The following is a 24944-nucleotide window of genomic DNA, read 5'->3' on the forward strand; positions in this document are numbered from 1 at the left end:
GCCGAAGCCGCTGCGCTTAAATATTCCGTGATGATATGTAATACATTTCTGTCATACTCAATTACTGCATGTTGAAATGCTATCCTCAACCTGTCCGAACTGTGTTTCAATGCTTCTTCTGCTGCTATAAGAGACGGCGCCCATCATAGTCACCAATAATACCAATTCTAACTTTTGAATTCATGATTATCCCTCCGGATCAAATGGTTAATTTATGGATAAAAATGAGAATACACGCCGCCGGCCGCCGCACCGCCGCGTAACTGGGCCATTTCACTGACCGTCACCAGCTGGTATCCAGCCTCCGTAAGCCTTGGAATGATCTCAAGAGCCGCTGACCCGCTCTGGGAATAGAGCTCGTGCATCAGCACGATATCCCCGTCCCGGACCTGGCTTAGCACCGCATTCACGGTCTTTCCGGCATTTCTCGTCTTCCAGTCCAGGGTATCAATGCTCCACATGATCATGGGAGCCTGAACATTTGCAAGAACCGTACCATTTTTTAACCCGCCCGGAAGCCTTACCAGTGTGGGCCTGACACCGCAGACAGCCTGTACCGCATCGTTACAGCGGTTGATCTGGTTCTGGATCTGCGCCCCGTTCAGTTTGGTCAGATACTTATGTTCGTAGGTATGGTTGCCGATTTCATGTCCCTCCGCGACCATGCGCTGAAGCTCCGTCTGATAAGCCGCCGCCCGGTTCCCAACTACGAAAAAAGTGGCCTTTCCGCCGTATTGAGCCAGACAATCCATGATTTGATTTCCCACCGGAGCAAAAGGGCCGTCATCAAAGGTCAGTGCCACCATGGGCCTTGCAGGATCAATCTGACGGCCCGCCGGGACCTGTTCCTGGCTTTCCTGAGAAGCTGCCTCCTGCTGCCCCTGCTCCTCCGTACTGCTCTGGCTGTCCGCGCCGGAAGACTCTTCTTCGTGTTTTCCGGTCTGCTCCGAAACATTTCCGTTCTCATCTACCCACCTGGCCACACCAGGACCCAGGTTTTCATCTATCCAGTCATTCCGTACCTCTGACCCTTCCTGGGCCGGTGCCGTTTCATCCGCCATGGAGGCGGATTGGGCGGCCGGTACAAAAGCTGTCACAAGTACTACGGCCATCAGGACGCAGCCCCATTGTAATAGTTTTTTCATGTTCCATCTCTCCTTTCCCTGATACTATTCCTTACTATACAGGAAACAGGTAAAAAATGGAAGTCCATCTCCGAACTTATTTTCGTCAAACTCACGTCTTGGGAACCAGACTTCGGATTGTATGCAGATTTTTCAAATTTCTCTCTCAATATCTTTTTGCAGAAAACATTCTTTTAATATCAGTTCACGTTTTGTTAATTTATCATCTCCACCAGTAAGCAGATTTTTATAAAATTTTTCCAGAAATTCATTGGTTTCTACAATTCCTTTTGCATATGCAGCATAGTTTGCCCGTACCAGAGCATTCCTGAAATATTGGCTGTAATCTTTAAACATCTTATTATCTGCCTGAAAGCCCATATTATTTAGATAGCATTCCATAAATACCGCTGTTGTTCTGGTGTTACCCTCCATAAAAGGATGCGCTTGCCATATAGAAGACGTAAAGGCTGCAATTCTTTTTATTATCTGTTCTTGCGTAAATCCGGAATAACTTTTATTTTTCTCAGCATTAAAATCATATTCCAAGGTATCGTCTAAAGCCGTATAATTTGTATATTTTACAGTTGCTCCATTTAGAATTGGTTCCTGCTTATAAATATTAACCTTTCTAAATTGTCCTGCATGATCGTAAATATCCTTAAAAAGCTCTCTATGAATAGCTTTTAGTGAAGCAATCTGAAGAGGATAGCCAGGGCTGTCAAGGATATGTGCAATTCTGGCAGCAACAAGATCTGCCTCCTTATTTCGATTCTTGATATCTTCTGGTGTTTCATCTTCATAACGCTTATATAATAACCCCTCCACTTCGTCATAAGACAATTCGCCTTCAATATTTGCTTCTGCCAGCTCTGAAAGGTATTGTGTCGGAGTAAGACCATCGACCCGTTGAAGGCCTTTCGCAGCATCCCAGTATGATTTTTTAACGCTCTTATCAGGGCTTTCCCCATAAACCTTATATTCACTTTCTGCCATATTCTATCCTCCTCTTGCTATTTACTTCTCTTATTTTGAATTCTTTCAAGATTTAATAATTCATTGTATCTATCAAGTGTGATCATTACAAGATCATCGTATCCGTTACTGTGTATAATCGCTTCTTCGCCTTCATTTACCCTTTGTCTAATACCTTTCATCCTGGTCTGAAGGTCACGGCTTGTGACAACAAACATATATAACCCCTTCCATATGATATACGTATTTATGTACGTATATCATACCGCTTTTATGAGGAAAAATCAAGGATTATTCTAACCTTGATTTTCCATAAATATTTTAAGCGAAAGTACTCTCTTCCCGATTTTTTTAAATTATAAATCATATCGACAATTAATTTTACGCTATGGTTTTAGAAGATTTTTTGAGACTTTATTTTACTTACAAAACGTAACAGGTCACCGGCCGCTACTGCCTTATCATGGCAAAGCAATTGTTAACCTCTTTTTATTTTTGGTTGACATTAAAAGCAGTTTATTCTATACTGCAATTAATTGTCCGGTATAAAGCTGCGCAGCTTCCCACAAAAAAATTCAAGCAAAAGGAATTAAAATCATGAAGACAACCTTAAAAACAAAAGACATGATTCTTTGTGCCATGTTCACCACTCTGACAGCCGCAGGCGCGTTTATCCGCATCCCCATTCCGGTTGTGCCCTTTACGCTGCAATTTCTCTTCACCATGCTGGCAGGCCTGCTGCTTGGCCCAAAGCTTGGCGCGATCAGCGTTCTGACTTACATACTTCTTGGACTTGCCGGGCTGCCGGTTTTTGCGGAGGGCGGCGGAATCTATTACATTTTCAAACCCAGCTTCGGTTATCTGACCGGCTTTCTGGCCGGTGCCTATGTAACCGGAAAAATCGCAGGTCAGGTCGCCAGGCCATCCTATAAACGCCTGCTTGCAGCCAACTTTACAGGACTCTTCCTGGTCTATGCCTTCGGGATGATCTACTACTGGGCAATCAGTAACTACTACCTGGGAACCGGAATCGGCCTGTGGCCGCTGTTTCTCTACTGCTTCATTCTGGCTGTGCCCGGAGACATTTTCCTGTGTATTCTTGCCGCCATTCTTGGAAAGCGCCTGATTCCAATCCTGAAAAACTATCTGTAAGAGGTGTTAAATGGATACGATTAGAAATTACCATTGAAACTGATAAAAAAATGTTACAAAAACTTGGATATAAGGCGGTAATATTAAATGAGTAAAGGAATATTTATAACAGCTACGGGAACTGATGTAGGAAAAACTTATGTGACAGCCCTTCTGGTCAGGAAATTAAGGGAATCGGGAATGAATGCAGGGTATTATAAGGCTGCTCTCAGCGGGGCAGACTCTCTGGAGGAAAGCGATGCGGGATATGTAAACCGGGTGGCTTCCATCGGGCAGAACCCGGACACCCTGATCTCCTATCTATATAAAAATGCCTATTCCCCCCATCTGGCAGCACAAGTGGAAGGAAATCCTCTGGACATGGACCGGATTCCGGCCGATTTTAACAGGGTAAAAGAAACCTATGATTACGTTGTAATGGAGGGAAGCGGAGGCATCATCTGCCCCATCCGTTATGATGAAAAGGCCCACATTTTCCTGGAGGACATCATAAAAGCCTTAAACTTAGATACTCTCCTTATCGCGGATGCCGGCCTGGGTACCATTAACGCAGTAGTCCTGACGGCAGAATATATGAAGCAGAAGGGTATAGCCATCCGCGGCATTATTCTGAACCGCTATACGGGAACCATCATTGAAAACGACAATGTGAAAATGATCGAAGAAATGACAGGAATACCGGTCATCGCACTGGTAAGGCCCGGAGATACGAACCTTCACATGGATGAACAGACATTAAAAAGGGTTTTTGAGGAGGAATCGAAATGAACTGGGCAGAAAAAGATTTGAAACTTATCTGGCATCCCTGTTCCCAGATGAAGGATTATGAGGAATTACCGCCGATTATCATTGATCACGGAAAGGGCTGCTGCCTTTATGACATCGAGGGAAAAGAATACATTGACATCGTAAGCTCCTGGTGGTGCAATCTGCTGGGGCACTGCAATCCCAGGATCAATGAATCCATCAAAGCACAGCTGGACAAGCTGGAGCATGTGATCTTCGCTAATTTCTCCCATATTCCGGCTATTACGCTCTGTGAACAGTTAATTCAGATCATCCCAAAGGGACTGACCAGATTCAATTTTTCCGATAACGGTTCGGCCGCCGTAGAATGCGCCCTGAAAATGGCCTTCCAGTACCAGTACCAAACCGGAAACCCAAAGAAAAAGCGCTTCATGTGCCTGACCGAGGGCTATCACGGAGAAACCATCGGGGCTCTTTCTGTCGGCAGCATGGACTTATATGCCAAAATTTATAAGCCAATGCTGATGGATGCCATTCATGTAGAGGCTCCGGACTGCTACCGCTGCCCTTACGGAAAATGCCGTGACACCTGTGAGGCCCAATGCCTGGAACGTGCAGGGAAAGCCTTTTTAAACTATGGAGAGGAAACCTGCGCCATCATTGTGGAACCCCTTCTTCAGGGAAGTGCGGGTATGCGTATTTATCCGCCGGTATACTTAAAAAAGCTCCGCAGCCTGTGCAGCCAATACCAGGTCCTGCTGATTGCCGATGAAATTGCCACCGGCTTCGGGCGGACCGGTAAAATGTTCGCCTGTGACCATGCGGGAATCACTCCCGATATCATGTGCATTTCCAAAGGTCTGACCGGAGGATATATGCCCATGGCCATTACCATAACAACCGACAAAATCTACGATGCTTTTTATGCGGATTATAACGAAGGCAGGGCGTTCATGCACAGCCATACCTACAGCGGCAATCCGCTGGGCTGCAGCGCAGCCCTGGCTGTACAGAAGATCCTTAAGGAGGACCGCATTCTGGAACAGGCCGCCGTCCGTTCTGCCTATCTTACTGAAAAACTGAACACAGCTCTTCTGGACCATCCTAATGTAGGCGAAATCCGGCACATCGGCCTGATTCACGCCATAGAACTGGTAACAGACAAAAAAACAAAAACAGGCTTTGACGGATCCCTGCGTTTAGGTTATCAAATCTATAAAAAAGCCCTGAAACACGGCCTGCTTTTAAGGCCTTTGGGAAACGTCCTGTATTTCAATCCACCGTTAATTATTAACGAAGAAGAAATCAATAAGGCCGTCCACCGGTGTTTCAGGGCAATTCATGAAGTTTTATAGCTTAGTCAAGCGGATATTCGCAATCCGCTTCGCTACTTACTTGATTCGGTTAAATGTGGTTTGCCACCTCAAAGGCATCCCAGATCCCATACATAATGTTGGATACTTTTTTCGCATCTCCCAGGAGATAGATTTCCGGAATATCAAATTCCAGCTGTTTATATAAGCTGTCCTCTTCCTGATAGCCGACCGCTAAGATCACGCTGTCGCAGGCGACTTCCTTTTCCTCGCCGGAAACAGTGACAGACAGCTTTCCATCCTGATGTTTCGTAACCTTGGCTCCGGTCATCACATCCACGCCTTCATAAGGAACCAGTTTTTCCAGCATGTCCTTGTTGGCGTGGCATAATGGGCCGTTCACTGCCAGAAGCTTAGGAAGAGCCTCGATCAGGGTCACCTTTTTCCCCTGTTCTGCCAGCCACAGGGCAAGTTCACAGCCAACCAGGCCTCCGCCGATCACTGCCGTTGTTTCGCCGCAGTCCTTTTCCTTTAACAGCACATCAACCGCGGTATAAACATGTTCGTCGTCTCCGAGGGAAAATACCTTTGGCTTGGAACCGGTGGCAATGATGACCGTATCATAGCCGCCTGCCAGCACGTCTTCCCTTGTCACCTCCGTATTCATATGAAGCGGGACATTTAAGATTTCCATCTGTGTCTGATACCAGTTTGCCAGAGCAATATCATCTTCCTTAAAATCCGGCGCACCTCCCGGAATCAGGTTCCCGCCCAGACGGTCCCCCTTTTCGAACAGTTCCGGCTTGTGGCCCCGGAGTGCCAGAACCCTGGCCGCCTCGCAGCCTGCCACACCTCCGCCTACGATCATGACCTTTTTGGGAGACAGAATGGGTTCATAGGACGTGACCCGCTCTCTGGCGGCCTGAGGATTGACCGCACAGTTAATCATGGAATACTCCTGGATTCTTCCCATGCAGCCTTCCTGGCAGGAAATGCACGGACGGATCTCCCTGCCTCTTTGAGACCGCAGCTTGTTTACATAATCCGGATCGGCAAGTAACGGCCGGCCAAGGCTGATGATATCGCATTCCCCCTGTTCAATGGCTTCCGACGCCATTTCAGGATTATCCATACGGCCCGCACAGAGAACCGGGACATCCACCGCTTCCTTCACCAGCTTGCAGTATGGCCGGTAAAGCCCTTTCTTCTGATACATCGGGGGATGATTCCACCACCAGGCATCGTAGGTCCCCACATCCGTATCCAGCGCATCGTAACCATATTGGACCAGAAGCCTGGCAGCTTCCAGGCCTTCCCCGATGTCACGGCCTTTTTCCTCAAATTCCTCTCCCGGAAGGGCACCTTCCCGCCAGTCCTTGATCATGCTCTTTAAGCTGAACCGGAGCGCTACCGGGAAATCCTCTCCGCAGCGGGCCTTGATCTCTTCTACCACCTCTTTTGCAAAGCGGAGACGGTTCTCCAGAGAACCGCCGTATTCATCGTTTCTCAAATTGAACATGGAAATGGCAAACTGGTCGAGTAAATATCCTTCGTGGACCGCATGGATCTCAACTCCGTCAAAGCCTCCGCGTTTGGCGTTGTGGGCTCCATCCCCAAAGGATTTTACAATGCTTTTGATCTCCTCCACGGTAAGAGGCCGGCACATCTTATCCAGCCAGCGGTGAGGGATGGCGGAAGGTGCCACAGGCGGGAATTCGCCCAGATTGGTCGGGATGGTCACCCGTCCGAATCCTGCGGACATCATTAAGAATATCTTGCTTCCATAGGCATGTACCCGCTCCGTCATCTCTTTGCTGGTGCGGACGAAATGCACGGGATTGTAGGTGGAATTGGGACAGTTTGGCATGCTGGTGACTTCCACTTTACAGTCGGAAAAGGTGACCCCTGTAATGATCAGGCCTGTCCCGCCCTTGGCCCGCTCCGTGTAATAATCAATCCCCCTCTGGTTAAAACCGCCTTCGGCATCCGCAAGACCTAAAGGTCCCATAGGGGCTAATGCAAACCGGTTCTTAATGGTCACAGAACCGATTTTTACTGGTGTGAACAGATTCTCGTATTTCATAGCGTCCTCCTTGTTATTTTCTTAACAACTCTAACAGCATTATACTTCTATTTTAGCCGGAAACGCTATCAACCAATCATTGACATCTGACAACTTATTTTTACTATGTATTTTGCTTTAAAAATTCATCAAACAGCCTGACCGCCTCATAATTTCTGTTATCCTCCCGGAAAGCCCCGTAGACATCCCATTTTAACTTTTCCCGGAACGGAAGAGCCTTTACATGATCCAGACGGAAATCCTCCAGCACAAAGCCCGGTACCACTGCCAGCCCGAATTTCTGCAGGCACAGCTTATAAAGGAAATTGGGGTCCGCGGTCTTCGCCACGATCCGGGGTTTAAAGCCTCTTATCAGGCACGCTTCGATAAAATCCTGAAACATGTGAAAATGCTCATTCATCAGAATCAGGTTTTCATCCCTTACCTTATCAAAAGAAATCTGATCCAGTCCGTAAAACGGGTGGCCTTCATAAACCAGAAGATATATCTCCCGGCTCGCCAGCTTTCTCTGACTGATTCCAGGCTCCTTCCATTCTCCCACAATAACCCCATATTCCAGCTTGGAGTCCGCCACCCGTTCCTTTACCTCCTGGTTGGGATATTCGTTCCATTCCACCCGGATGCGGCTGTTTTCCTCCGTAAACCTCTGCACCAGACGAAAAGGAAGCACGTTAAAAACCCCGCACGCACATCCGATCCGAAGGACGATCCCCCGGTTTTTCAATTGGCGGATTCCATTTTCCACCGCCTTAAACTGGCGGATCAATACTTCCGCCCTGTCATAGAGGAGACAGGCACTTTCCGTCGGCTTTACGCCCTGCCTGGTCCTCTCGAACAGTACCGTATCCAGTTCCGTTTCCAGAGCCCTGATATTCTTACTGAGCCCCTGGGGCGTGATAAATAATTTTTTAGCGGCCTGATTGATGCTGCGCTCTTCGTATACGGCCTTAAAGCTTTTTAAATCCTTTGTATTCATAAAAATATCTCCAATCTTAAGCATATCCGGACACCACCTATAAAAGTGCCCGGATGACTGCCTCCATGCTCTTTTCCTCCACTTCCATGAAAAGCCCCGGTTCCTGAATGTCCTCCAGGCAATGGGCATCGGAATTGCTTATGATCCGGCAGCCCTCCAGATAGGGATTCCTTCTCTTAAGCTCAGGAAGCCTGGTCAAATCCTTTACTTCCGCCGTGGTGAACCGGCTGCCGTCCGGCACAAAGCCCAGGTTCGAGATCAGGCTGTTGGCCGGCTTGTCGATATGGGCCGGAAACATGACTCCCCCATAAGACCGGACCAGCTCCCACAGCCCGTCAAAGGAGATATGGGCCCGGTTGATCAGAAGGTACGGCTCGGTCCCGCATACGGTATCTTCCTCATTATATATCTGCTGTTTCCCGAATATCTCTTCCTTATTGGGAAACAGCATCAGCCGCTGATAAACATATTCATCAAACTCCATGGCCTTTTTAAGCGCTGGAAAAAGACAAACCGCATGTACCTCTTCCGAGGTACAGATTTCCATTCCCGGCACGGCAAGCGCCCCGTACTTCTCTGCAAAATGCAGCACAGCCGGACAGTTTCTGCAGGAATTGTGATCCGTGACCGCAATCACATCAAGCCCTTTTAAGGCTGCCATCCCCACAATATTGGCCGGTGTCATATCGTCATCCCCGCACGGTGACAAGCAGGAATGAATGTGAAGATCATAAGTGAGATTCATCATGGTCCAGACTTTGATATACCAGAAGAGCTGCCTCGAAAACCGGCATTCCGGTTTTCAGAACCGTAATGTTCTGATCCTTTGCCTTTTTCACCGCCGCCTCATCGAGGGCACTCCCTTCCGCCATGATCACACAGGCTGCATCTGTAAGGGATGCCACTGCAAGGGTGTTCATGTTTCCCATCACCGTTACCCATGCACAGCCTTCCGGTGCCTTTCCCATGGCAATGCTTAGCAGATCACAGCAAAATGGCTTCGTGATCTGCCGCGTAAGCCCCTCACCCACATTTACCACTTCAAAAAATCCACTGTCAATCAGTTTCCCTACCGTCATTTCGGTTCCTCCCATCCTTCCTGTCAAGCTGAGTCATTTCATCGGAAATTCTCTGGATATATTTGGTCAGTACTTTAAATTTTTCATAACTTTCGCTGTCGCCCTCCACGATATCGGCGGCCAGCCTGGAAACCTCCTCCGACAGCTTATGCACATTGTCCCTTAAGAAATAAACGCAGTCCGATTCTGCCGCTTCCCCCCGGACGATATCCTCCGCCAGAGCCTTGCAGGTGGGCGCCCCGCAGGAGCCGCAGTCTAATCCCGGAAGCTTTTTTAATAGCCGTTCCACCTGATTTAGGCGCGCAAAGCTTTCCATCATGGTCTCACCCAAATGGAACACCGGCTCATACCGGACTTCATCAGTCCATTTCACCAGCTCTTCCGCCTCCACCTGCATATGACTTCTCGCTACGGGCATGTACTTGCGCAGACGTTTTAGCTTTACTTCCGCTACATAGGGGTTCTCTACCGTGAGCACGCCTCCCACACAGCCGCCGTTGCAGGCGTTCAATTCCACAAACTTCAAATTTGTGAATTTCTGGTCCTCCATATCCTCCAGGACCCGGATCACATTTTCTATGCCATCCGCAGCCAGATAATCCTCGGTAAACAGGCCGCTGGCCTCCCCGCCGCTGCGCCCCCAGCTGATCCCGATCTTCCCGGAGGTCCCGATCTCAGGCGGGTCCTCCCCCACCGCCTTCATACAGGGAAGAAGCTGCGGATATAAATCCTTAATGGCAAGTACCTTATCCACTTCACTGTGTTCCGTCCCCAGCGGAGACCGGGCATAAGTCACCTTGGAAGGACAGGGAGAAATAAATATGATCCCGATTTTTTCCCTTTCAAATCCCGTCTTTTCCATAGCCCTTCTGGCTGCAAGGATGGCAGCTACCTCCACCGGAGGATTAAGGGGCAGTAAATTCGGAATCAGGTTTGGAAACCTGACCCGTATGAGCCGCACCACAGAAGGACATGCCGTACTGATCGCCGGAAGCTTGTCCGGGTTTTCACTTAAATACTCCCTGGTCGCTTCACTTACCAGCTCTGCTGCCGCACTCACTTCAAATACATCATCAAACCCCATCATCAGAAGGGCATTTAAAACGATATTCACATCATCCAGATTGTTAAACTGGCTGTACAGGGACGGCGCCGGTAAAGCTACCGTGTATTCATACTGCTTTAAATCCTCCAGCTTGTCATAGGTCGCATGCTTTGCGTGATGGGGACATACCCTGATGCACTCCCCACAGTCAATGCAGAACTTGCTGTTGATCTGTGCCTTCCCGTTTCTTACCCGGATGGCCTGAGTCGGGCAGCGCTTGATGCAATTGATGCATCCCATGCACAGCTCTTCATCAAGCCTCACGGAATGATAAAATTTATCCACCTTCTCACCCCATTTGCCGCTAATTTGCCGCTATATATTTTGCAGCGCTTCCTGATATGGAAGGCGCTTTATAAGTACACTACCATGCGTATGGCCGTTCCCTTTCCTATTACCGTATCGATCTCCATCTCATCCGAATACTTCTTCATGTTCGGAAGCCCCATACCGGCTCCAAATCCCAGGGAACGCACTGCATCCGGGGCGGTGGAATATCCTTCCTGCATGGCTAAACCGATATCCGGTATTCCGGGCCCCACATCAGCCAGAAGCATCTCGATCCGGTCCGGTGTAATATTGACCGTGATCTCCCCGCCTTCCGCATGGATCACCATGTTTAACTCCCCCTCGTACATGGCAATGGCCGCCTTGCGGACCGCTTCCGGGCTGACCCCCATCTTTTTTAACTTGCTCTTAACATCGCTGCTGGCCTCTCCGGCCCTGGTAAAATCATCCGGAGAGATCCTGTAATGATACGTTATCATATCCGCCATCAGACCGCACCTCCACGAAGCCCTGCCTCATAGAGCATGCCGCAGGCTGAGAACATGCGGTGCCCTGTGGAAAGGATGATCAGATTCCGTTCCTCTGCCATCAGAAGCATGGCTTCATCCGGCTTCTTTCCCCTGACAAAAACAATGCAGACAATGTCTAACATTTCCGCCGTGCGAATGACCTGGGGGTTGCACAAACCGGTAAGAAGAACCGAATGGTCTTTGGAAAATGCCAGCACATCGCTCATCATGTCAGAACCGCAGGCGCTTCTGACCTCATCATCCAGGTGGCTTTCCCCTGCCAGCACCCGGGCGCCCAGTATATCCCTCACATCTCTAGCTGTCAAAATACCACTCTCCTTTCCTCTATTCACTCTATTCACACAATTCATAACATTATTGATAATTATATCATAAATACAGCATCTGGTATAGAAATATTATACGAAATGTTTGTTATTTTTTTGTCGAATTTTGATTAAAACTATAGATTTTTTCTCAATAACATGTTAAAATATCAGTACATTGCATAAGCAACATTTAAGGAGGTTATAAGATGGCTTGTAAAAAACAAGGTGTCCGGTTTAACGGGACAAAAGAGCAGGAAGCCGCGTTAAAAGAAGCGGTCTCCCTGCTCAAAGACACAAAAGGATCTCTGATGCCTATCATGCAGAAGGCACAGGAGATTTATGGTTATCTTCCAATCGAAGTCCAAACCATGATTTCTGATGAAACAGGTATACCGCTTGAGAAAATTTATGGTGTTGCAACCTTTTATGCCCAGTTTGCACTTCAGCCAAAGGGTAAATATCAGATATCTGTTTGTCTGGGAACCGCCTGCTATGTGAAGGGTTCCGGAGACATCTTCCATAAACTTGAGGAAATCCTTGGGATCACCAACGGAGAATGCACTCCGGATGGCAAGTACTCTCTTGATTCCTGCCGCTGTGTAGGTGCCTGCGGCCTTGCTCCCGTCATGATGGTGAACGGGGAAGTTTACGGAAGGCTGACGGCTGATGATGTTCCAGGCATTCTTGCCAAGTATGAATAACAAACCACGCTTATGATGACAGAGATTTCTTTAAATATACTGGATATAGCAGAAAACTCCACGCGGGCAGGGGCATCCCTGGTTACCATTACCGTTTCTGTTGATACATCCGCAGATAAGCTGACCGTCACCGTGAAAGATAATGGCTGCGGTATGACGGAAGAAGAAGTATCCCAGGTAACTGACCCGTTTTTTACCACGCGCAAGACCAGAAAGGCAGGCCTTGGCATTCCGTTTTTCAAATATGCGGCGGAAAGCACAGGGGGGAGTTTTTCCATTGAGTCAGAACCAGGCATAGGAACGGCAGTAACCGCTGTTTTCGGACTGTCACACATTGACCGCATGCCTCTCGGTGATATGAACAGCACCATCGAGACGCTGATCACCTGCCATCCGGTTACAGATTTTCTCTATATATACCGTTATGATAAAGCGTCCTTTGAGCTTGATACCAGAGATTTCCGCGAAATTTTAGGGGACATCCCCTTTGACACGCCGGAGGTATCGGCTTACATAAAGGAATTCTTAAGTGAGAACAAATTGGAAACAGATGGAGGCGCGGCCATTTAGGCCCGTTAGAATTGGAGGAATAACATGAAGACTCTTGAAGAATTAAAAGTAATTCGGGAAAAGATGCAGAGTCAGGTCAGCATGCGGGGAGAAGATCATGCGCGTACCCGCGTCCTGGTCGGCATGGCTACATGCGGAATTGCCAGCGGTGCAAGACCTGTTCTTAATAAATTGTCAACCCTGGTTCAGGAAAACCATATGACGGACCGTTTTTCCGTTACCCAGACCGGCTGTATCGGCTTATGCCAGTATGAGCCAATCGTTGAGATCCTGGAACCCGGAAGAGAAAAAGTAACTTATATCAAGATGACCCCGGAAAAGGCAGAAGAAGTTTACAAAGAGCATTTACTGGGCGGTCACATTGTTCAAAACTACACATTAGCTTCAGCTGACATCAAATAAGGAGGAAACAAGATGTATCGTTCACATGTATTAGTTTGCGGCGGCACGGGATGCACTTCCTCCGGAAGCCAGCAGATTATGGTTAAATTAAGAGATGAGTTAAAAAAACAGGGTCTGGCTGATGAAGTATCAGTGGTACAGACCGGCTGCCATGGTCTTTGTGCATTAGGCCCGATCATGATCGTTTATCCGGATGCGGCCTTCTATGCCATGGTAAAGGAAGAAGATATTCCTGAAATCGTATCCGAGCACTTATTAAAAGGACGTCCGGTGGAAAGACTGTTATATGATGAGACAGTGACTCCGGCTGGGATCAAGTCCTTAAGTGATACGGATTTCTATAAGAAACAGCACCGGATCGCTCTCCGCAACTGCGGTGTCATCAATCCGGAGGTGATTGAAGAGTACATTGGGACCGGCGGATATCAGGCACTTGGCAAAGTCCTTACCGAGATGACTCCTGACGAGGTGATCCAGGTTCTTTTAGACAGCGGATTAAGAGGACGGGGCGGCGCAGGCTTCCCAACCGGCCTTAAATGGAAGCTGGCAAAGCAGAATGATGCGGACCAGAAGTATGTCTGCTGTAATGCGGATGAAGGTGACCCGGGAGCATTCATGGACCGTTCCGTTCTGGAAGGCGATCCTCATGCACTTCTGGAGGCCATGACCATCGCAGGTTACGCCATCGGCGCTTCCCAGGGTTACATTTACGTACGTGCAGAGTACCCCATTGCCGTACAGCGTTTAAAAATCGCTATCGACCAGGCAAGAGAGATGGAGCTCTTAGGCGGCGATATTTTCGGGAGCGGCTTCTCCTTTAACATTGATCTGCGTTTGGGTGCAGGCGCATTCGTATGCGGCGAAGAAACTGCCCTCATGGTTTCCATCGAAGGCAACCGCGGTGAACCAAGGCCACGTCCTCCGTTCCCGGCACAGAAAGGTCTGTTCGGCAAGCCAACCATATTAAATAACGTTGAAACTTATGCAAATATCCCTCAGATCATCTTAAACGGCCCGGAATGGTTTGCTTCCATGGGTACTGAGAAATCCAAGGGAACCAAAGTGTTCGCTTTAGGCGGAAAGATCCACAACACAGGACTTGTGGAAGTTCCGATGGGAACGACCCTGCGTGAGATTATTGAAGAAATCGGCGGCGGCATTCCAAACGGCAAAAAATTCAAAGCGGCTCAGACCGGCGGCCCATCCGGCGGATGCATCCCGACTGAACACTATGACATTCCGATCGATTATGATAACCTGATCGCCATCGGCTCCATGATGGGATCCGGCGGTCTGATCGTTATGGATGAAACCGACTGTATGGTGGATATCGCGAAATTCTTCCTGGAATTCACCGTAGAGGAATCCTGCGGGAAATGTACGCCATGCCGGATCGGTACAAAACGCATGCTGGAAATTCTTGATAAGATCACAAAAGGGCAGGCGAAGCTGGAAGATTTAGACCGTCTGGAAGAGCTGTGCTACTACGTAAAGGCAAACTCTGCCTGCGGCCTTGGCCAGACAGCCCCAAACCCGGTTCTGTCAACCCTTAAGTTCTTCCGTGACGAATACAATGCCCACATTATTGATAAGACATGTCCGGCAGGTGTATGCAAGGCACTGCTTTCCTATCATATTGATGCGGAGAAGTGTAAGGGATGTACGCTCTGTGCCAGAAACTGTCCGGCTAACGCAATCTCCGGTTCTGTTAAGAACCCGCACGTCATTGATCCGGAAAAGTGTATCAAATGCGGCGTATGCATGGAGAAATGTAAATTTGGCGCTGTCTACAAGAAATAATGGAGGGAGATTGTATCATGGAGAATATCACAATTAAAATCAATGGCATGGACGTAAGCGCTCCGGCAGGCTCCACCATTCTGGAAGCTGCCAGGCTTGCCCATGTCGAGATACCAACTTTATGCTTTTTAAAAGACATCAATGAAATTGCCGCCTGCCGCATCTGTACCGTTGAAATTAACGGAGGCAGACTGGCCGCTTCCTGTGTATACCCCATTAATCCGGGTATGGAGGTATGGACCAATACACCGAAGCTTCGTGAATACAGAAAGAAAACGCTTCAGCTGATCCTGTCCAATCATGACCGTTCCTGCTTGTCCTGCGTACGCAGCGGAAACTGTGAATTGCAGACCCTATGCAAGGAGCTGGGGGTTGATGCGGATGATTATTATGACGGCGATAAGACACCTTCCACCCTTGACGAAAGCGCAGCCCATATGGTACGTGATAACAGCAAGTGCATCCTGTGCCGCCGCTGCTCCGCTGTCTGTGAAAGGGTTCAGGGCATTGGCGTTATCGGACCGAACGAGCGCGGTTTCGCCACCTTTATCGGCTCCGCCTTTGACATGGGCCTTGGTGAAACAAGCTGTGTATCCTGCGGACAGTGTATCGCAGTCTGCCCGACCGGTGCGCTCTATGAGAAGAGCAGCATCGATGAGGTAGCTGCCTTAATCGCAGATCCGGCCAAGCACGTGATCGTTCAGACCGCTCCTGCTGTCCGCGCAGGCCTTGGCGAAGAATTCGGCTATCCGATCGGAACCAATGTGGAAGGCAGGATGGTGGCCGCCCTCAGAAGACTTGGTTTTGACAAAGTATTTGATACCAATTTCAGTGCCGATTTAACCATTATGGAAGAGGCACACGAATTCATTGGCCGTGTACAAAACGGCGGCGTTCTTCCGATGATCACCTCCTGTTCTCCAGGATGGATCAAATACTGCGAACACTACTTCCCGGATATGACAGAGAACTTATCCTCCTGCAAATCCCCCCAGCAGATGTTCGGCGCCATCGCCAAATCCTATTATGCGGATAAGATGGGCTTAAAACCGGAGGATATCGTATCCGTCAGCGTGATGCCATGTACCGCTAAAAAATTCGAGATCGGAAGAGACGACCAGGATGCCAACGGTGTTCCGGATGTAGACTATTCCCTGACCACCAGAGAGTTAGCCAGGATGATCAAGCAGGCCGGTATCAAGTTTACAGAACTTCCGGATGAAGATTTTGATGCTCCGTTGGGACTTGGCACCGGTGCCGCTGTCATCTTCGGCACCACCGGAGGTGTCATGGAAGCAGCCTTAAGAACCGCTGTGGAAAGCCTGACCGGAGAAGAGCTTAAAAAGCCTGACTTTACCGATGTACGGGGGACAGAAGGAATTAAAGAAGCCACCTACCATGTGGGTGATATGGATGTGAACGTAGCGGTTGCTTCGGGTCTTGGAAATGCAAGAGAACTCCTTAACCGCGTAAAATCCGGAGAAGCCAATTATCACTTCATTGAGATCATGGGATGTCCCGGCGGCTGTGTAAACGGCGGCGGTCAGCCTCAGCAGCCAGGTTTCGTGCGCAATACGACCGATATCCGCGCCCTGCGTGCCAAGGTTCTTTACGATGTGGATGCTGCAAAGACCATCCGCAAGTCTCATGAGAATCCGGCTATTAAGGAATTGTATGAGACCTATCTTGGAGAGCCTGGCAGTGAAAAGGCTCATCATCTGCTGCATACAACCTATGTAAAGAGAAAAATCAACCAAATCTAACCTTTCTGAAACTCCTTCTGTTTTTTAAGCAGAGGGAGTTTTTTTCCTGCCCTATGCATGAATTACCAGAAAATCTCCATACTATGACTGGAGGTGATGAAACATGAGCCCAAAGGAATTAAATTATATCGAAGATGCTCTTGGCCATGAAAATTTTTTAAAAACTCAGTGTCAGGAAGCGGTACAGAACCTGCAGGATCCTGAATTAAAGGCTTGCGCACAGCAGCTTTTGGATAAGCACCAGCAGATTTTTGACAGCTTCTATAACTTAGTGTAAGGAGGAATCATATATGGATGACAAAAGTATTATGGAAAATCTGCTCAACACTGCCAAAGGAGCGTGTGACTTATATCTGCATGGAACCATTGAATCCCCTACCATGGACGTGCATCAGGCTTTTGATAACGCATTAAATGACAACCTGTGCATGGAGGACGATATTTTTAAAAAAATGTCCGCAAAGGGATGGTACACCACAGAGAAGGCAGAGCAGAAGAAAATCGACAAGGTAAGAAGCCAGTTTTCCGGAATGTAACAAAAAGCTATGGGAGGTTCTCAAAAAAGGACCGGCCCATAGCTTTTTATTCTTTTCCGTTCATAATAAAATTTAATGTCTGTGCATCGGCACTTCCTGCAGATCCTGATTCTTTAAGTTCTCGTGAACTTCCCTTGCGTCCGCCTGGCTGATCAGTAAGTCACGGGCTCTTTTTGCCTCGCTCTCACTCTTATGCTTGCTTGGACCGCCTACACAGCCTCCCACACATGCCATGCCTTCTATAAAGTCCGCAGGAAGCTTACCGACTTTAAGAAGCATCAGCGCCTTCTTGCACTCTGCCGCCCCATTGCACTTCATGACTTCAATATCCGTGTTTTCTCCGGATTCTTTTAAACATTCCAGGACAGCTGCGGTCACACCACCTCCATTTCCGAAACGTTTTCCAAACACAGAACCTGCCTGGTAAGTATTCTCCTCCGGCTCCAGTTCCACCCCATTTGCCACCATCATGGCATGGGCTTCTCCCAGAGTCAGGACATAATCCGCATTATCCTTAATGTTTAAATCCAGAGTCTCGCTCTTCTTGGCAATACACGGGCCGATGAAAACGCTGATGGTCTCGGGATCTTTTTCCTTTAACATTCTGGATACCGCGCACATGGGGGAAACGGTTGTGGACATATTCTCAAGCAGAGCAGGATAATGCTGTTTGATCATGTTAACAAATGCCGGACAGCAGGAAGTTGTCATCTTCTTGCCTTCCCGATAAGCTTCCGCCCATTCCGCGGCTTCTGCAGCAGCGGTCAGATCACCGCCTAAAGCCACCTCAACCATATCTGCGAAACCGATTTTCTTTAAAGCCGTTCTCCAGCTTGCCATGGTAATTTCCGGACCGTACTGGCCTTCAATCGCCGGAGCGACCATGGCAACTACCTTTTTCCCGGCTTTGATCAGGTTTATCACATCCACCAGAAATGTCTTAGAACCAATGGCTCCAAATGGGCAGCTATGGATGCAGGCTCCGCACTGGATGCACTTACTCTCATCAATGACAACAATGCTGTTTTCATCCATTGTAATCGCATCCACCGGGCAGCTCTTCTTGCATGGACGTGTTAAGTCCGCAATGGCGTTGTAAGGGCATGCCTGGGAACATTTTCCGCATTCCTTGCACTTATCCGGATCAATATGGGCACGGTCATGGCCCATGCTTATCGCTCCGAAATGGCAGGAATTCTGGCATGCCTTGCCCATACAGAGCTGGCAGTTATCCGTTACCACATAACGGGCAATGGGACAGCCTTCACAGGCTGAACTGATCACCTGAACCACGTTTGTAGTATCTTTCCCGCTCGGACAAAATCCTTCCGCAAGCCGGACTCTCTCCCGGATGATCTCCCTTTCCCTGTAAATGCAGCAGCGGAACTGGGCCTTTGGGCCTGGAATGATATTATAAGGGATCTCATTCCTCTTTTCTTCCAGTCTACCTTCCCAGGCAAGCTTCGCCACTTCATACAAAACCTGATGCTTTATGCGAAGTAATGTTGCATCATTTGTTACCATAATTTTCCTCCTCGTAACTTCCACTTGCGTGGCTGTGTGAATATCTGTCATGAATTTAATAATAAGTTACTGTAACTTTCTTTCCCATTTCTTCCACCGCGTGCTTTAACTGCTCCACAAGATTCTGCCGGATTCCTAAATCAAAGGGCAGACCGGGATTCTGATAGGCACTGTTGATGGCTTTTCCAACATATAAATTCAGCTCCGTACAATCCTCAATGATCATCTTGGCTGCCATGGAAGCGCCGTTCTGTTTATCCAGTTCCAGGAAAAAATCCTCCGTGACCGACTCATTTCTTACATAACGCCTTAAAAGCTGCAGCACCCTGTTTAAGGTCAGAACCCCTTCCGTGACCAGTTCAATGCCGTCAATATAGGCAATCGGGGGGAGGTCCGGGTCATTGTAATCCAGAGAAACGGAAAGCTTCTTACCGGTTATTCTGGAAACAATATTGGCACTTGTTCCTCCGCAGACGATCCTCTTGGCGGTATCATCTCCCAACAGAAAATCCTCCACCATGGTTTTATCATCATCCGGATTCCTGGGGGGGCCTGTCATCAAATGCACCGGCTTCTGGTCAATGATCCGCATGACCGACACAGTGGTATCGTCACCGGGACGGTACTGATAAAGCTCATCGCAGGCGCGGCTTAAGGAAGAAGCCAGACGTGCCGCGGATATGGTCAGGCGGTACTGCTTTACCGCATAGGAAGCAACGTCTTCCCACAGCCAGCCAAAGTTTAACAGCTGTCCCACCCCTGCATGAATGGTTCCGTCGCTCATGAGAATCAGCGCATCCCCTTTTTTCACCTGAAAGCGGTACTCATTGATCTTTTTATCCCGGATGATCCTGGTGTTCTGAGGTATGGGAACCAGCTCCCCGTTCCGGATAAAGATGCAGCCGGGATTATCAAATTCCACCAGATAAGCATCGCCATTGTTAAACACCTGCAGGATGCTGAAGGTTGAATAAGCCACCTGGCGCACCTGGCATACCGGAAGGGTCTCTACGATGGTTTCCACACATTCCTCCAGGGTCGCACCGTTTAGAAACATAGTTCCCAGAATCTTGGAGGTCATGGTCGCCAGAATATTCGCCTTTACCCCGCTTCCCATGCCGTCTGCAAGAATCATAATATTGGAATTTTCCGTTTGCAAAAGCTCTACCTTGTCGCCGCACAGGACTTCATTGAATTTATTCAGGCTTTTGTATGCAACGTCTACTGTAACTCCCATCACTTGACCTCGCTTTCGCTTCCCTCATCCAATAAGGATCTGCAAAGCTTTGTTAAGGTGGTCTTGGTCTCCGCCGTCGTTTCTCCCAGAAGGCCGGCAATCTCCTGGGCTACCATCATCTGCTTGTGAATGACCTTCTGCGCCAGATCAATGGTTTCCAGCTTCTTTTCGTATTCCTGCTTTGCCTGCTCTTCTTCCTTTGTGATATCGATGAAGGTAGCCAGCACCACATCTTCTTTCTCAATGTAAACAATATTCTGCAGGGTGGAAAAACGGTATTCCCCATAAGTCACCTTTTTTCCATGGATCTTCTGATGGGAATCATATACCCACTGAAAATCAGAAGGGTCGATGAATTCATATAAATACATGCTTAAAGCTTCCTGCCTGGTTTTTCCAAAGTACTTTTCCCCCACTGCGGAATACTCCAGAATTTTCATATCTTTATCCACGATCAAAACAATGTTCGGAGAAGTTTCCATTACAAGATTTGATAAGGATTCCGCTTTTTCATGCATAAACGGAATGCACATGTTAAGTTCCGCCTTTTTCTGGAAAACCGCAATGGCCTTTTCCCGGCATGTGGAATAACCGCAGGCACCGCAGTTCAATTCGTCCTCCGGCTTGGTCTTTCCGGTCTTTTTTAATATTTCCTGAACCTGGACTTCTGTTGGCATGATGTCCCTGGGGGAACGGTCCAAAAACCGTTTACGGAACGATATCCGCCTGATAACAGGCTCCACCTCTTCCCCTGGAACTGCTTCTTTTTCAATGGTTTCCTCCATATCCAGCTTCACCTTGAATCTGGATACGTTTTCATCATCCACAGTAGGCCCCTTGATACAGCCGCCGGAGCACATATTCATCTCGATGAAGCAGCCCTGAATCCCTCCCCTCAGCATGCTTTCACACAGATCCATGCAATTGCGGCAGCCATGGACATAAAATTTCCGGTAACTGTCCCGTTCCTCTTCCGTGGCAAGAACAGAATTCACAACCCCGTTTGTAACCGGGTAAAGCCGGTTGATCCTGGGGTTTATATTGGTAAACGGAATATCCTCGCAATCCTCAATGGTGATCTCTTCTTCAGAAAGCCACCTGGAAATGTCATTGAAATTGAGGACCGCATCAATATAGCCCTCATGACGGATATCTCCGGCTTCTTTTTTCTTTGCAATGCACGGGCCCAGAAATACCACCTTCACATCCGGACCCAGTTCTTCCTTTAACATCTTTCCATGGGCGATCATAGGGGATACCACAGGGGCCATATAAGGAATCAGCTGGGGATAATAGATCTCAATCAAGTCATTAACGCTGGGACAGCAGGTGGTGATGATGTTCTCCATCTCCCCTTCCTTAAGGAGCCTGGCATATTCCGCTGTTACCACAGCCGCACCTTCCGATGTCTCACGGACGTCGGCAAAGCCCAGCTTCCGGAGCGCCGCATTCACCTGACCGATGGTTTTATATTTTAACAGGCCCATATAGGATGGGGCCAGGGAAATGACCGTCCGGAGCCCATCATCAATATAGCCTTTGACCAGTTCCAGATCACTGATCAGGGTTTTGGCCGACTGGGGACATACCTGCATGCATTTTCCGCATAAAATGCATTTATCCGGCATGATTTCAGCCCGTTCGTCTTTAATCATGACCGCCTTGACTTCACAGTTACGGACACATTTATAGCAGTGCTTGCATTTGGTAGCCTTGAAATCAATGATCCCCATGATTACAGCCTCCCCATAATTTCTTTATCAAAAAACTCCTTTGTATCTTCTGGTTTTAAAGAATAGATCTGGCCATCCACGGTTACGCAGACACCATTGACACAGTTGCCGCTGCAGAAGGAACCATTCAAATCCACGTTATCTTCCAGGTGGTTCTCTTTTACAAGCGTCTGCAGCCGGGCTATGATCTCTCTGGAGCCCTTTAAATGGCATGCACTTCCGATACATATTGTTACTCTCATGAATATTCTCCCTCCAAATTTCGTACCTTGCTCTTGATTGCCCTTTTTGAACATTATCGCATGTCGTTATATTTATATCAATATAAATTTACTGATTGTCTGTATTTTTTGAAATACAGGAAATCATTACATCTGCTATCTTTTGTTCCTCTACGTCAATGAGGCCGTATGTATTCAATCTCAGCTTGGGTATGACCGGAAGGCTGGCGAATGCAAGGGTCATAAACGGGTCAATGCCCTCTCCGATTCCCAGCTCCCTGGTACGGGCCTTTAACTCTTCCAGCTTTTCATCCACCCATTCCGCCGGCTCCTCGCTCATAAGCCCGGCAATGGGAAGGGGCAGTTCTCCTAAAACCTTACCACCGGCTGCAACAGCCAGGCCTCCCCGGTTCTTTCTCACGGCGTTGCCGGCCAGGGCCATATCAATGTCATTGGTCCCCGCAATGATCAGGTTATGGGAGTCATGGGCAATGCTGGTGGCAACCGCACCGCGTTTCAGCCCATAACCGCCCAAAAAGCCCAGTCCGATATGGCCGGTACCCTGGTGGCGTTCCAGTACTGCCATTTTCACGATGTCCTGTTCCACACAGACTCCCGGTGCAAACCCTTCCTTCTCCACCCATGGCGCCAGTCGGGGCCTGGTGGTCAGCTCTCCGGGAGTCAGACAAAGCACCCGAATGCCGGCCCCCTTTTTCTCTATACGGAAGTCCTCCGGGCGAATCTCTTTTAAACGGAAGGAATCCCCGACCCGGACAGGCATTTCTGCGTTCCGCATTTCTGCCGCCCGGATTTCCGTCTTCATCACGCCGTTTTCTGCAACCAGCTTTCCGTCTTTATAAACCTGTCTGACACAAAAATCCTTTAAATCGGAAACGACCATGAAATTTGCCTTATATCCCGGCGCGATGGCTCCTACCTCAGGAAGGCCGAAATACTGGGCCGCATGGAAGGATCCCATCATGACCGCATGGATCGGATCGGCACCCAGGCTTACCGCTTTTTTTATGATATAGTCCAGATGGCCCAGCCGGATTAAATCTCCCGGATGCCTGTCATCGGTCACCAGCATACAGCGGCGGTAATATGGCTCCTCAAACAGCGGCAGTAAGGCCTCTAAATTCCTTGCTGCCGTACCTTCCCTTATCATGACCCACTGGCCCCGGCCAATCTTTTCCATGGCCTCTTCTGCATTCGAGCATTCATGATCCGAACGCACCCCTGCAGTTATATAAGCATTCAGTTCTCTGCCGGAAAGCCCGGGTGCATGGCCGTCGATCAGCAGATTCCTTTTTCTGGCTTCCTCTACCTTTTCAAGAATCTCCCGGTCGGCCCTTATGGTCCCATAGGAGTTCATAAGCTCTGCCAGTCCCAGCACCCGTTTCTCCCCATAGAGGGGTGCCAGTTTTTCTGCGGTCAGAACTGCGCCTGATTCATCCAGTCCTGTGGACGGAACACAGGAAGGAAGCATGAAATACACATCAAGGATAAGCCCGCTTGTCCGTTCCATCATGAAGCTGATTCCCTCCACTCCTGCCACATTGGCAATTTCATGGGGATCCGTAATGACTGCCTGGGTCCCATGGGGCACCACGGAGCGTTCGAACTCTTCAGGTGCCACCATGGAGCTTTCCATGTGAATGTGGCCGTCGATCAGGCCGGGACAGACCACCAGGCCCCCCAGCTCGATCTCCCTTTGTCCCTCGTAATCTCCCACTCCGACAATGCAGCCATCCTCAATGGCAATATCCCCAGTCTCCAGTTTTGCCGAAAAAACATTGACTATCCTGGCATGTTTTAATACCAGGGACGCTTTTTTCGCCCCTGACGCTGCCAGGATCCGTTCAGCCAGCATCCGGTCCATAAGAAACATCCCCCTTCTACTTTCCGGCAAGCTTTGTAATGGAAGCCGTAATCAGCTTTTTAAACAGCGGTGCGACCCGGTCTGCAGTCTCCTGCACTTCCGTATGGCTTAAAGGCTGCTCCGTTATGCCGCAGGCCATATTGGTGATACAGGAAATACCGCATACCTTCATTCCCATATGGTTTGCCGCAACCGCCTCACAGGCTGTGCTCATTCCCACTGCATCAGCTCCCAGAATGCGGCACATCCGGACCTCTGACGGGGATTCATATGCCGGACCGGAAAGCTGCATGTAAACGCCCTCTCTAAGACCGATTCCTTCTTTCCCCGCGGCATCCCGGATGATCTGCTGCAGTTCCTTACCGTAGACATCACTCATATCCGGGAATCTGGGGCCCAGTTCTTCCAAATTTGCCCCGATTAACGGAGATGGAACAAAGCTTGCGATATGATCCTTTATAAGCATGAAATCTCCTGGCTCAAAGTCCTTATTAACCCCGCCGGAGGCATTGGTCAGGAACAGTATCTTCGCCCCCATAAGTCCCATCAGTCTGGCCGGAAGCACCACATCAGTCATTGGATATCCCTCATAATAATGCACGCGGCCCTGCATGATCACCACCGGAACCTGATTTACATATCCGAAAATAAATCTGCCCTTGTGGCCGGCAACCGTTGATACAGGAAAGCCTTCAATGTCTTTATAATCAATGGCAGCGGACACTTCGATCTCCTCTGCATATTCCCCAAGGCCAGACCCAAGAACCAGGGCTACTTCCGGGACAAAATCAGTTTTCTCCCTAACGCTTTTCAAACAGTTCTGCAGCTTTTCATATACTTCATTCATATGCCTTTTTTCTCCCTTCCAATTTCTATCGGTGTTACCAGTATATCA

25 protein-coding genes are annotated in these 24944 nt (G+C 48.7%); 10 read left to right on the top strand and 15 right to left on the bottom strand.

Annotated elements, in window-relative coordinates:
* Positions 1-212: 212 nt before the first annotated feature.
* Together BQ9856_RS03200 and BQ9856_RS03205 are read right to left on the bottom strand one after the other, a co-directional pair.
* Entirely contained in the window at positions 213-1145 is a 933-nt protein-coding gene (locus BQ9856_RS03200; RefSeq protein ID WP_077609676.1) for a polysaccharide deacetylase family protein, read from the bottom strand.
* 132 nt (positions 1146-1277) lie between these two features.
* Positions 1278-2120 (bottom strand): Fic family protein, encoded by an 843-nt coding sequence (locus tag BQ9856_RS03205; RefSeq protein ID WP_077609677.1) that lies wholly within the window; start codon positions 2118-2120, stop codon positions 1278-1280.
* Between the two features lie 576 nt (positions 2121-2696).
* Here BQ9856_RS03205 and BQ9856_RS03215 point away from each other — a divergent pair.
* The 3 genes from BQ9856_RS03215 (at position 2697) to bioA (ending at position 5353) form a co-directional block, all read left to right on the top strand.
* Entirely contained in the window at positions 2697-3251 is a 555-nt protein-coding gene (locus tag BQ9856_RS03215) for a biotin transporter BioY (protein ID WP_077609679.1), read from the top strand.
* An 87-nt stretch (positions 3252-3338) separates the two neighbouring features.
* Positions 3339-4019 (top strand): dethiobiotin synthase, encoded by a 681-nt coding sequence (bioD, locus tag BQ9856_RS03220; protein ID WP_077609680.1) that lies wholly within the window; start codon positions 3339-3341, stop codon positions 4017-4019.
* A complete protein-coding gene (gene bioA, locus BQ9856_RS03225; protein WP_077609681.1) occupies positions 4016-5353 on the top strand; it encodes an adenosylmethionine--8-amino-7-oxononanoate transaminase in 1338 nt (445 codons plus the stop codon). The genes bioD and bioA overlap by 4 nt, the downstream gene beginning before the upstream one ends.
* 49 nt (positions 5354-5402) lie before the next feature.
* Here the strand turns inward: bioA and BQ9856_RS03230 are convergent, their stop codons facing one another.
* The 7 genes from BQ9856_RS03230 to BQ9856_RS03260 all read right to left on the bottom strand — a co-directional run bounded on the left by BQ9856_RS03230 (position 5403) and on the right by BQ9856_RS03260 (position 11677).
* Entirely contained in the window at positions 5403-7394 is a 1992-nt protein-coding gene (locus tag BQ9856_RS03230) for an oxidoreductase (RefSeq protein ID WP_077609682.1), read from the bottom strand.
* A 103-nt stretch (positions 7395-7497) separates the two neighbouring features.
* Positions 7498-8394, bottom strand: a complete 897-nt coding sequence (locus tag BQ9856_RS03235) for a LysR family transcriptional regulator (RefSeq protein WP_235839108.1) — start codon at positions 8392-8394, stop codon at positions 7498-7500.
* A gap of 13 nt (positions 8395-8407) precedes the next feature.
* The gene (locus BQ9856_RS03240; RefSeq protein WP_077609683.1) at positions 8408-9118 is read right to left on the bottom strand and encodes a PHP domain-containing protein; all 711 of its coding nucleotides are present in this window, start codon (positions 9116-9118) and stop codon (positions 8408-8410) included.
* On the bottom strand, positions 9099-9449 hold the full coding sequence (locus BQ9856_RS03245; protein WP_077609684.1) for a hypothetical protein: 351 nt from the start codon (positions 9447-9449) through the stop codon (positions 9099-9101). The genes BQ9856_RS03240 and BQ9856_RS03245 overlap by 20 nt, the downstream gene beginning before the upstream one ends.
* On the bottom strand, positions 9427-10839 hold the full coding sequence (locus tag BQ9856_RS03250) for a [Fe-Fe] hydrogenase large subunit C-terminal domain-containing protein (protein WP_077609685.1): 1413 nt from the start codon (positions 10837-10839) through the stop codon (positions 9427-9429). The genes BQ9856_RS03245 and BQ9856_RS03250 overlap by 23 nt, the downstream gene beginning before the upstream one ends.
* Before the next feature lie 68 nt (positions 10840-10907).
* Positions 10908-11330, bottom strand: coding sequence for an ATP-binding protein (locus BQ9856_RS03255; protein WP_077609686.1), 423 nt, complete (start codon positions 11328-11330; stop codon positions 10908-10910).
* Positions 11330-11677: a DRTGG domain-containing protein gene (locus BQ9856_RS03260; protein WP_077609687.1), complete on the bottom strand. Its 348-nt coding sequence runs from the start codon at positions 11675-11677 to the stop codon at positions 11330-11332. The genes BQ9856_RS03255 and BQ9856_RS03260 overlap by 1 nt, the downstream gene beginning before the upstream one ends.
* Positions 11678-11886: 209 nt before the next feature.
* Here BQ9856_RS03260 and BQ9856_RS03265 point away from each other — a divergent pair, with 209 nt between their 5' ends.
* The 7 genes from BQ9856_RS03265 (at position 11887) to BQ9856_RS03290 (ending at position 17452) form a co-directional block, all read left to right on the top strand.
* Positions 11887-12381, top strand: coding sequence for an NADH-quinone oxidoreductase subunit NuoE family protein (locus tag BQ9856_RS03265; RefSeq protein ID WP_077609688.1), 495 nt, complete (start codon positions 11887-11889; stop codon positions 12379-12381).
* Between the two features lie 12 nt (positions 12382-12393).
* On the top strand, positions 12394-12951 hold the full coding sequence (locus tag BQ9856_RS03270) for an ATP-binding protein (protein WP_077609689.1): 558 nt from the start codon (positions 12394-12396) through the stop codon (positions 12949-12951).
* A 24-nt stretch (positions 12952-12975) separates the two neighbouring features.
* Positions 12976-13353, top strand: a complete 378-nt coding sequence (locus tag BQ9856_RS03275; protein WP_077609690.1) for a (2Fe-2S) ferredoxin domain-containing protein — start codon at positions 12976-12978, stop codon at positions 13351-13353.
* Positions 13354-13365: 12 nt separating this feature from the next.
* On the top strand, positions 13366-15153 hold the full coding sequence (gene nuoF, locus BQ9856_RS03280; protein WP_077609691.1) for an NADH-quinone oxidoreductase subunit NuoF: 1788 nt from the start codon (positions 13366-13368) through the stop codon (positions 15151-15153).
* 17 nt (positions 15154-15170) lie between these two features.
* A complete protein-coding gene (locus BQ9856_RS03285) occupies positions 15171-16916 on the top strand; it encodes an NADH-dependent [FeFe] hydrogenase, group A6 (protein ID WP_077609692.1) in 1746 nt (581 codons plus the stop codon).
* A gap of 103 nt (positions 16917-17019) precedes the next feature.
* Positions 17020-17193, top strand: a complete 174-nt coding sequence (locus tag BQ9856_RS24710) for a hypothetical protein (RefSeq protein ID WP_200801244.1) — start codon at positions 17020-17022, stop codon at positions 17191-17193.
* A 13-nt stretch (positions 17194-17206) separates the two neighbouring features.
* Complete coding sequence (locus BQ9856_RS03290; RefSeq protein WP_077609693.1) at positions 17207-17452, top strand: spore coat protein; 246 nt, start codon at positions 17207-17209, stop codon at positions 17450-17452.
* A 72-nt stretch (positions 17453-17524) separates the two neighbouring features.
* Here BQ9856_RS03290 and BQ9856_RS03295 read toward each other — a convergent pair whose 3' ends face one another.
* From BQ9856_RS03295 to BQ9856_RS03320, 6 genes are all read right to left on the bottom strand, one after another.
* Complete coding sequence (locus tag BQ9856_RS03295; protein WP_077609694.1) at positions 17525-18976, bottom strand: 4Fe-4S dicluster domain-containing protein; 1452 nt, start codon at positions 18974-18976, stop codon at positions 17525-17527.
* Between the two features lie 55 nt (positions 18977-19031).
* The gene (locus BQ9856_RS03300; protein ID WP_077609695.1) at positions 19032-20213 is read right to left on the bottom strand and encodes a SpoIIE family protein phosphatase; all 1182 of its coding nucleotides are present in this window, start codon (positions 20211-20213) and stop codon (positions 19032-19034) included.
* A complete protein-coding gene (locus BQ9856_RS03305) occupies positions 20213-21946 on the bottom strand; it encodes a [Fe-Fe] hydrogenase large subunit C-terminal domain-containing protein (protein WP_077609696.1) in 1734 nt (577 codons plus the stop codon). Before BQ9856_RS03305 ends, BQ9856_RS03300 begins: the two co-directional genes overlap by 1 nt.
* Before the next feature lie 2 nt (positions 21947-21948).
* Positions 21949-22188 (bottom strand): (2Fe-2S) ferredoxin domain-containing protein, encoded by a 240-nt coding sequence (locus BQ9856_RS03310; RefSeq protein ID WP_077609697.1) that lies wholly within the window; start codon positions 22186-22188, stop codon positions 21949-21951.
* 88 nt (positions 22189-22276) lie between these two features.
* Positions 22277-24049: an adenine deaminase gene (gene ade / locus BQ9856_RS03315; RefSeq protein ID WP_077609698.1), complete on the bottom strand. Its 1773-nt coding sequence runs from the start codon at positions 24047-24049 to the stop codon at positions 22277-22279.
* 16 nt (positions 24050-24065) lie between these two features.
* Positions 24066-24896, bottom strand: a complete 831-nt coding sequence (locus tag BQ9856_RS03320; RefSeq protein ID WP_077609699.1) for a purine-nucleoside phosphorylase — start codon at positions 24894-24896, stop codon at positions 24066-24068.
* Positions 24897-24944: the final 48 nt, after the last annotated feature.

Source organism: Clostridium sp. Marseille-P2415, assembly GCF_900155545.1.
Lineage (GTDB): Bacteria > Bacillota > Clostridia > Lachnospirales > Lachnospiraceae > Lacrimispora.

Coding starts and splice junctions, on each gene's coding strand:
- BQ9856_RS03295 (WP_077609694.1), bottom strand. CDS start 18,976: ATGGTAACAAATGATGCAACATTACTTCGCATAAAGCATCAGGTTTTG.
- BQ9856_RS03245 (WP_077609684.1), bottom strand. CDS start 9,449: ATGACGGTAGGGAAACTGATTGACAGTGGATTTTTTGAAGTGGTAAAT.
- BQ9856_RS03305 (WP_077609696.1), bottom strand. CDS start 21,946: ATGGGGATCATTGATTTCAAGGCTACCAAATGCAAGCACTGCTATAAA.
- BQ9856_RS03285 (WP_077609692.1), top strand. CDS start 15,171: ATGGAGAATATCACAATTAAAATCAATGGCATGGACGTAAGCGCTCCG.
- BQ9856_RS03255 (WP_077609686.1), bottom strand. CDS start 11,330: ATGGCGGATATGATAACGTATCATTACAGGATCTCTCCGGATGATTTT.
- BQ9856_RS03205 (WP_077609677.1), bottom strand. CDS start 2,120: ATGGCAGAAAGTGAATATAAGGTTTATGGGGAAAGCCCTGATAAGAGC.
- BQ9856_RS03320 (WP_077609699.1), bottom strand. CDS start 24,896: ATGAATGAAGTATATGAAAAGCTGCAGAACTGTTTGAAAAGCGTTAGG.
- BQ9856_RS24710 (WP_200801244.1), top strand. CDS start 17,020: ATGAGCCCAAAGGAATTAAATTATATCGAAGATGCTCTTGGCCATGAA.
- BQ9856_RS03265 (WP_077609688.1), top strand. CDS start 11,887: ATGGCTTGTAAAAAACAAGGTGTCCGGTTTAACGGGACAAAAGAGCAG.
- BQ9856_RS03310 (WP_077609697.1), bottom strand. CDS start 22,188: ATGAGAGTAACAATATGTATCGGAAGTGCATGCCATTTAAAGGGCTCC.
- BQ9856_RS03290 (WP_077609693.1), top strand. CDS start 17,207: ATGGATGACAAAAGTATTATGGAAAATCTGCTCAACACTGCCAAAGGA.
- BQ9856_RS03300 (WP_077609695.1), bottom strand. CDS start 20,213: ATGGGAGTTACAGTAGACGTTGCATACAAAAGCCTGAATAAATTCAAT.
- BQ9856_RS03240 (WP_077609683.1), bottom strand. CDS start 9,118: ATGATGAATCTCACTTATGATCTTCACATTCATTCCTGCTTGTCACCG.
- BQ9856_RS03235 (WP_235839108.1), bottom strand. CDS start 8,394: ATGCTTAAGATTGGAGATATTTTTATGAATACAAAGGATTTAAAAAGC.
- bioA (WP_077609681.1), top strand. CDS start 4,016: ATGAACTGGGCAGAAAAAGATTTGAAACTTATCTGGCATCCCTGTTCC.
- BQ9856_RS03275 (WP_077609690.1), top strand. CDS start 12,976: ATGAAGACTCTTGAAGAATTAAAAGTAATTCGGGAAAAGATGCAGAGT.
- nuoF (WP_077609691.1), top strand. CDS start 13,366: ATGTATCGTTCACATGTATTAGTTTGCGGCGGCACGGGATGCACTTCC.
- BQ9856_RS03215 (WP_077609679.1), top strand. CDS start 2,697: ATGAAGACAACCTTAAAAACAAAAGACATGATTCTTTGTGCCATGTTC.
- bioD (WP_077609680.1), top strand. CDS start 3,339: ATGAGTAAAGGAATATTTATAACAGCTACGGGAACTGATGTAGGAAAA.
- BQ9856_RS03230 (WP_077609682.1), bottom strand. CDS start 7,394: ATGAAATACGAGAATCTGTTCACACCAGTAAAAATCGGTTCTGTGACC.
- BQ9856_RS03200 (WP_077609676.1), bottom strand. CDS start 1,145: ATGAAAAAACTATTACAATGGGGCTGCGTCCTGATGGCCGTAGTACTT.
- BQ9856_RS03270 (WP_077609689.1), top strand. CDS start 12,394: ATGATGACAGAGATTTCTTTAAATATACTGGATATAGCAGAAAACTCC.
- ade (WP_077609698.1), bottom strand. CDS start 24,049: ATGGACCGGATGCTGGCTGAACGGATCCTGGCAGCGTCAGGGGCGAAA.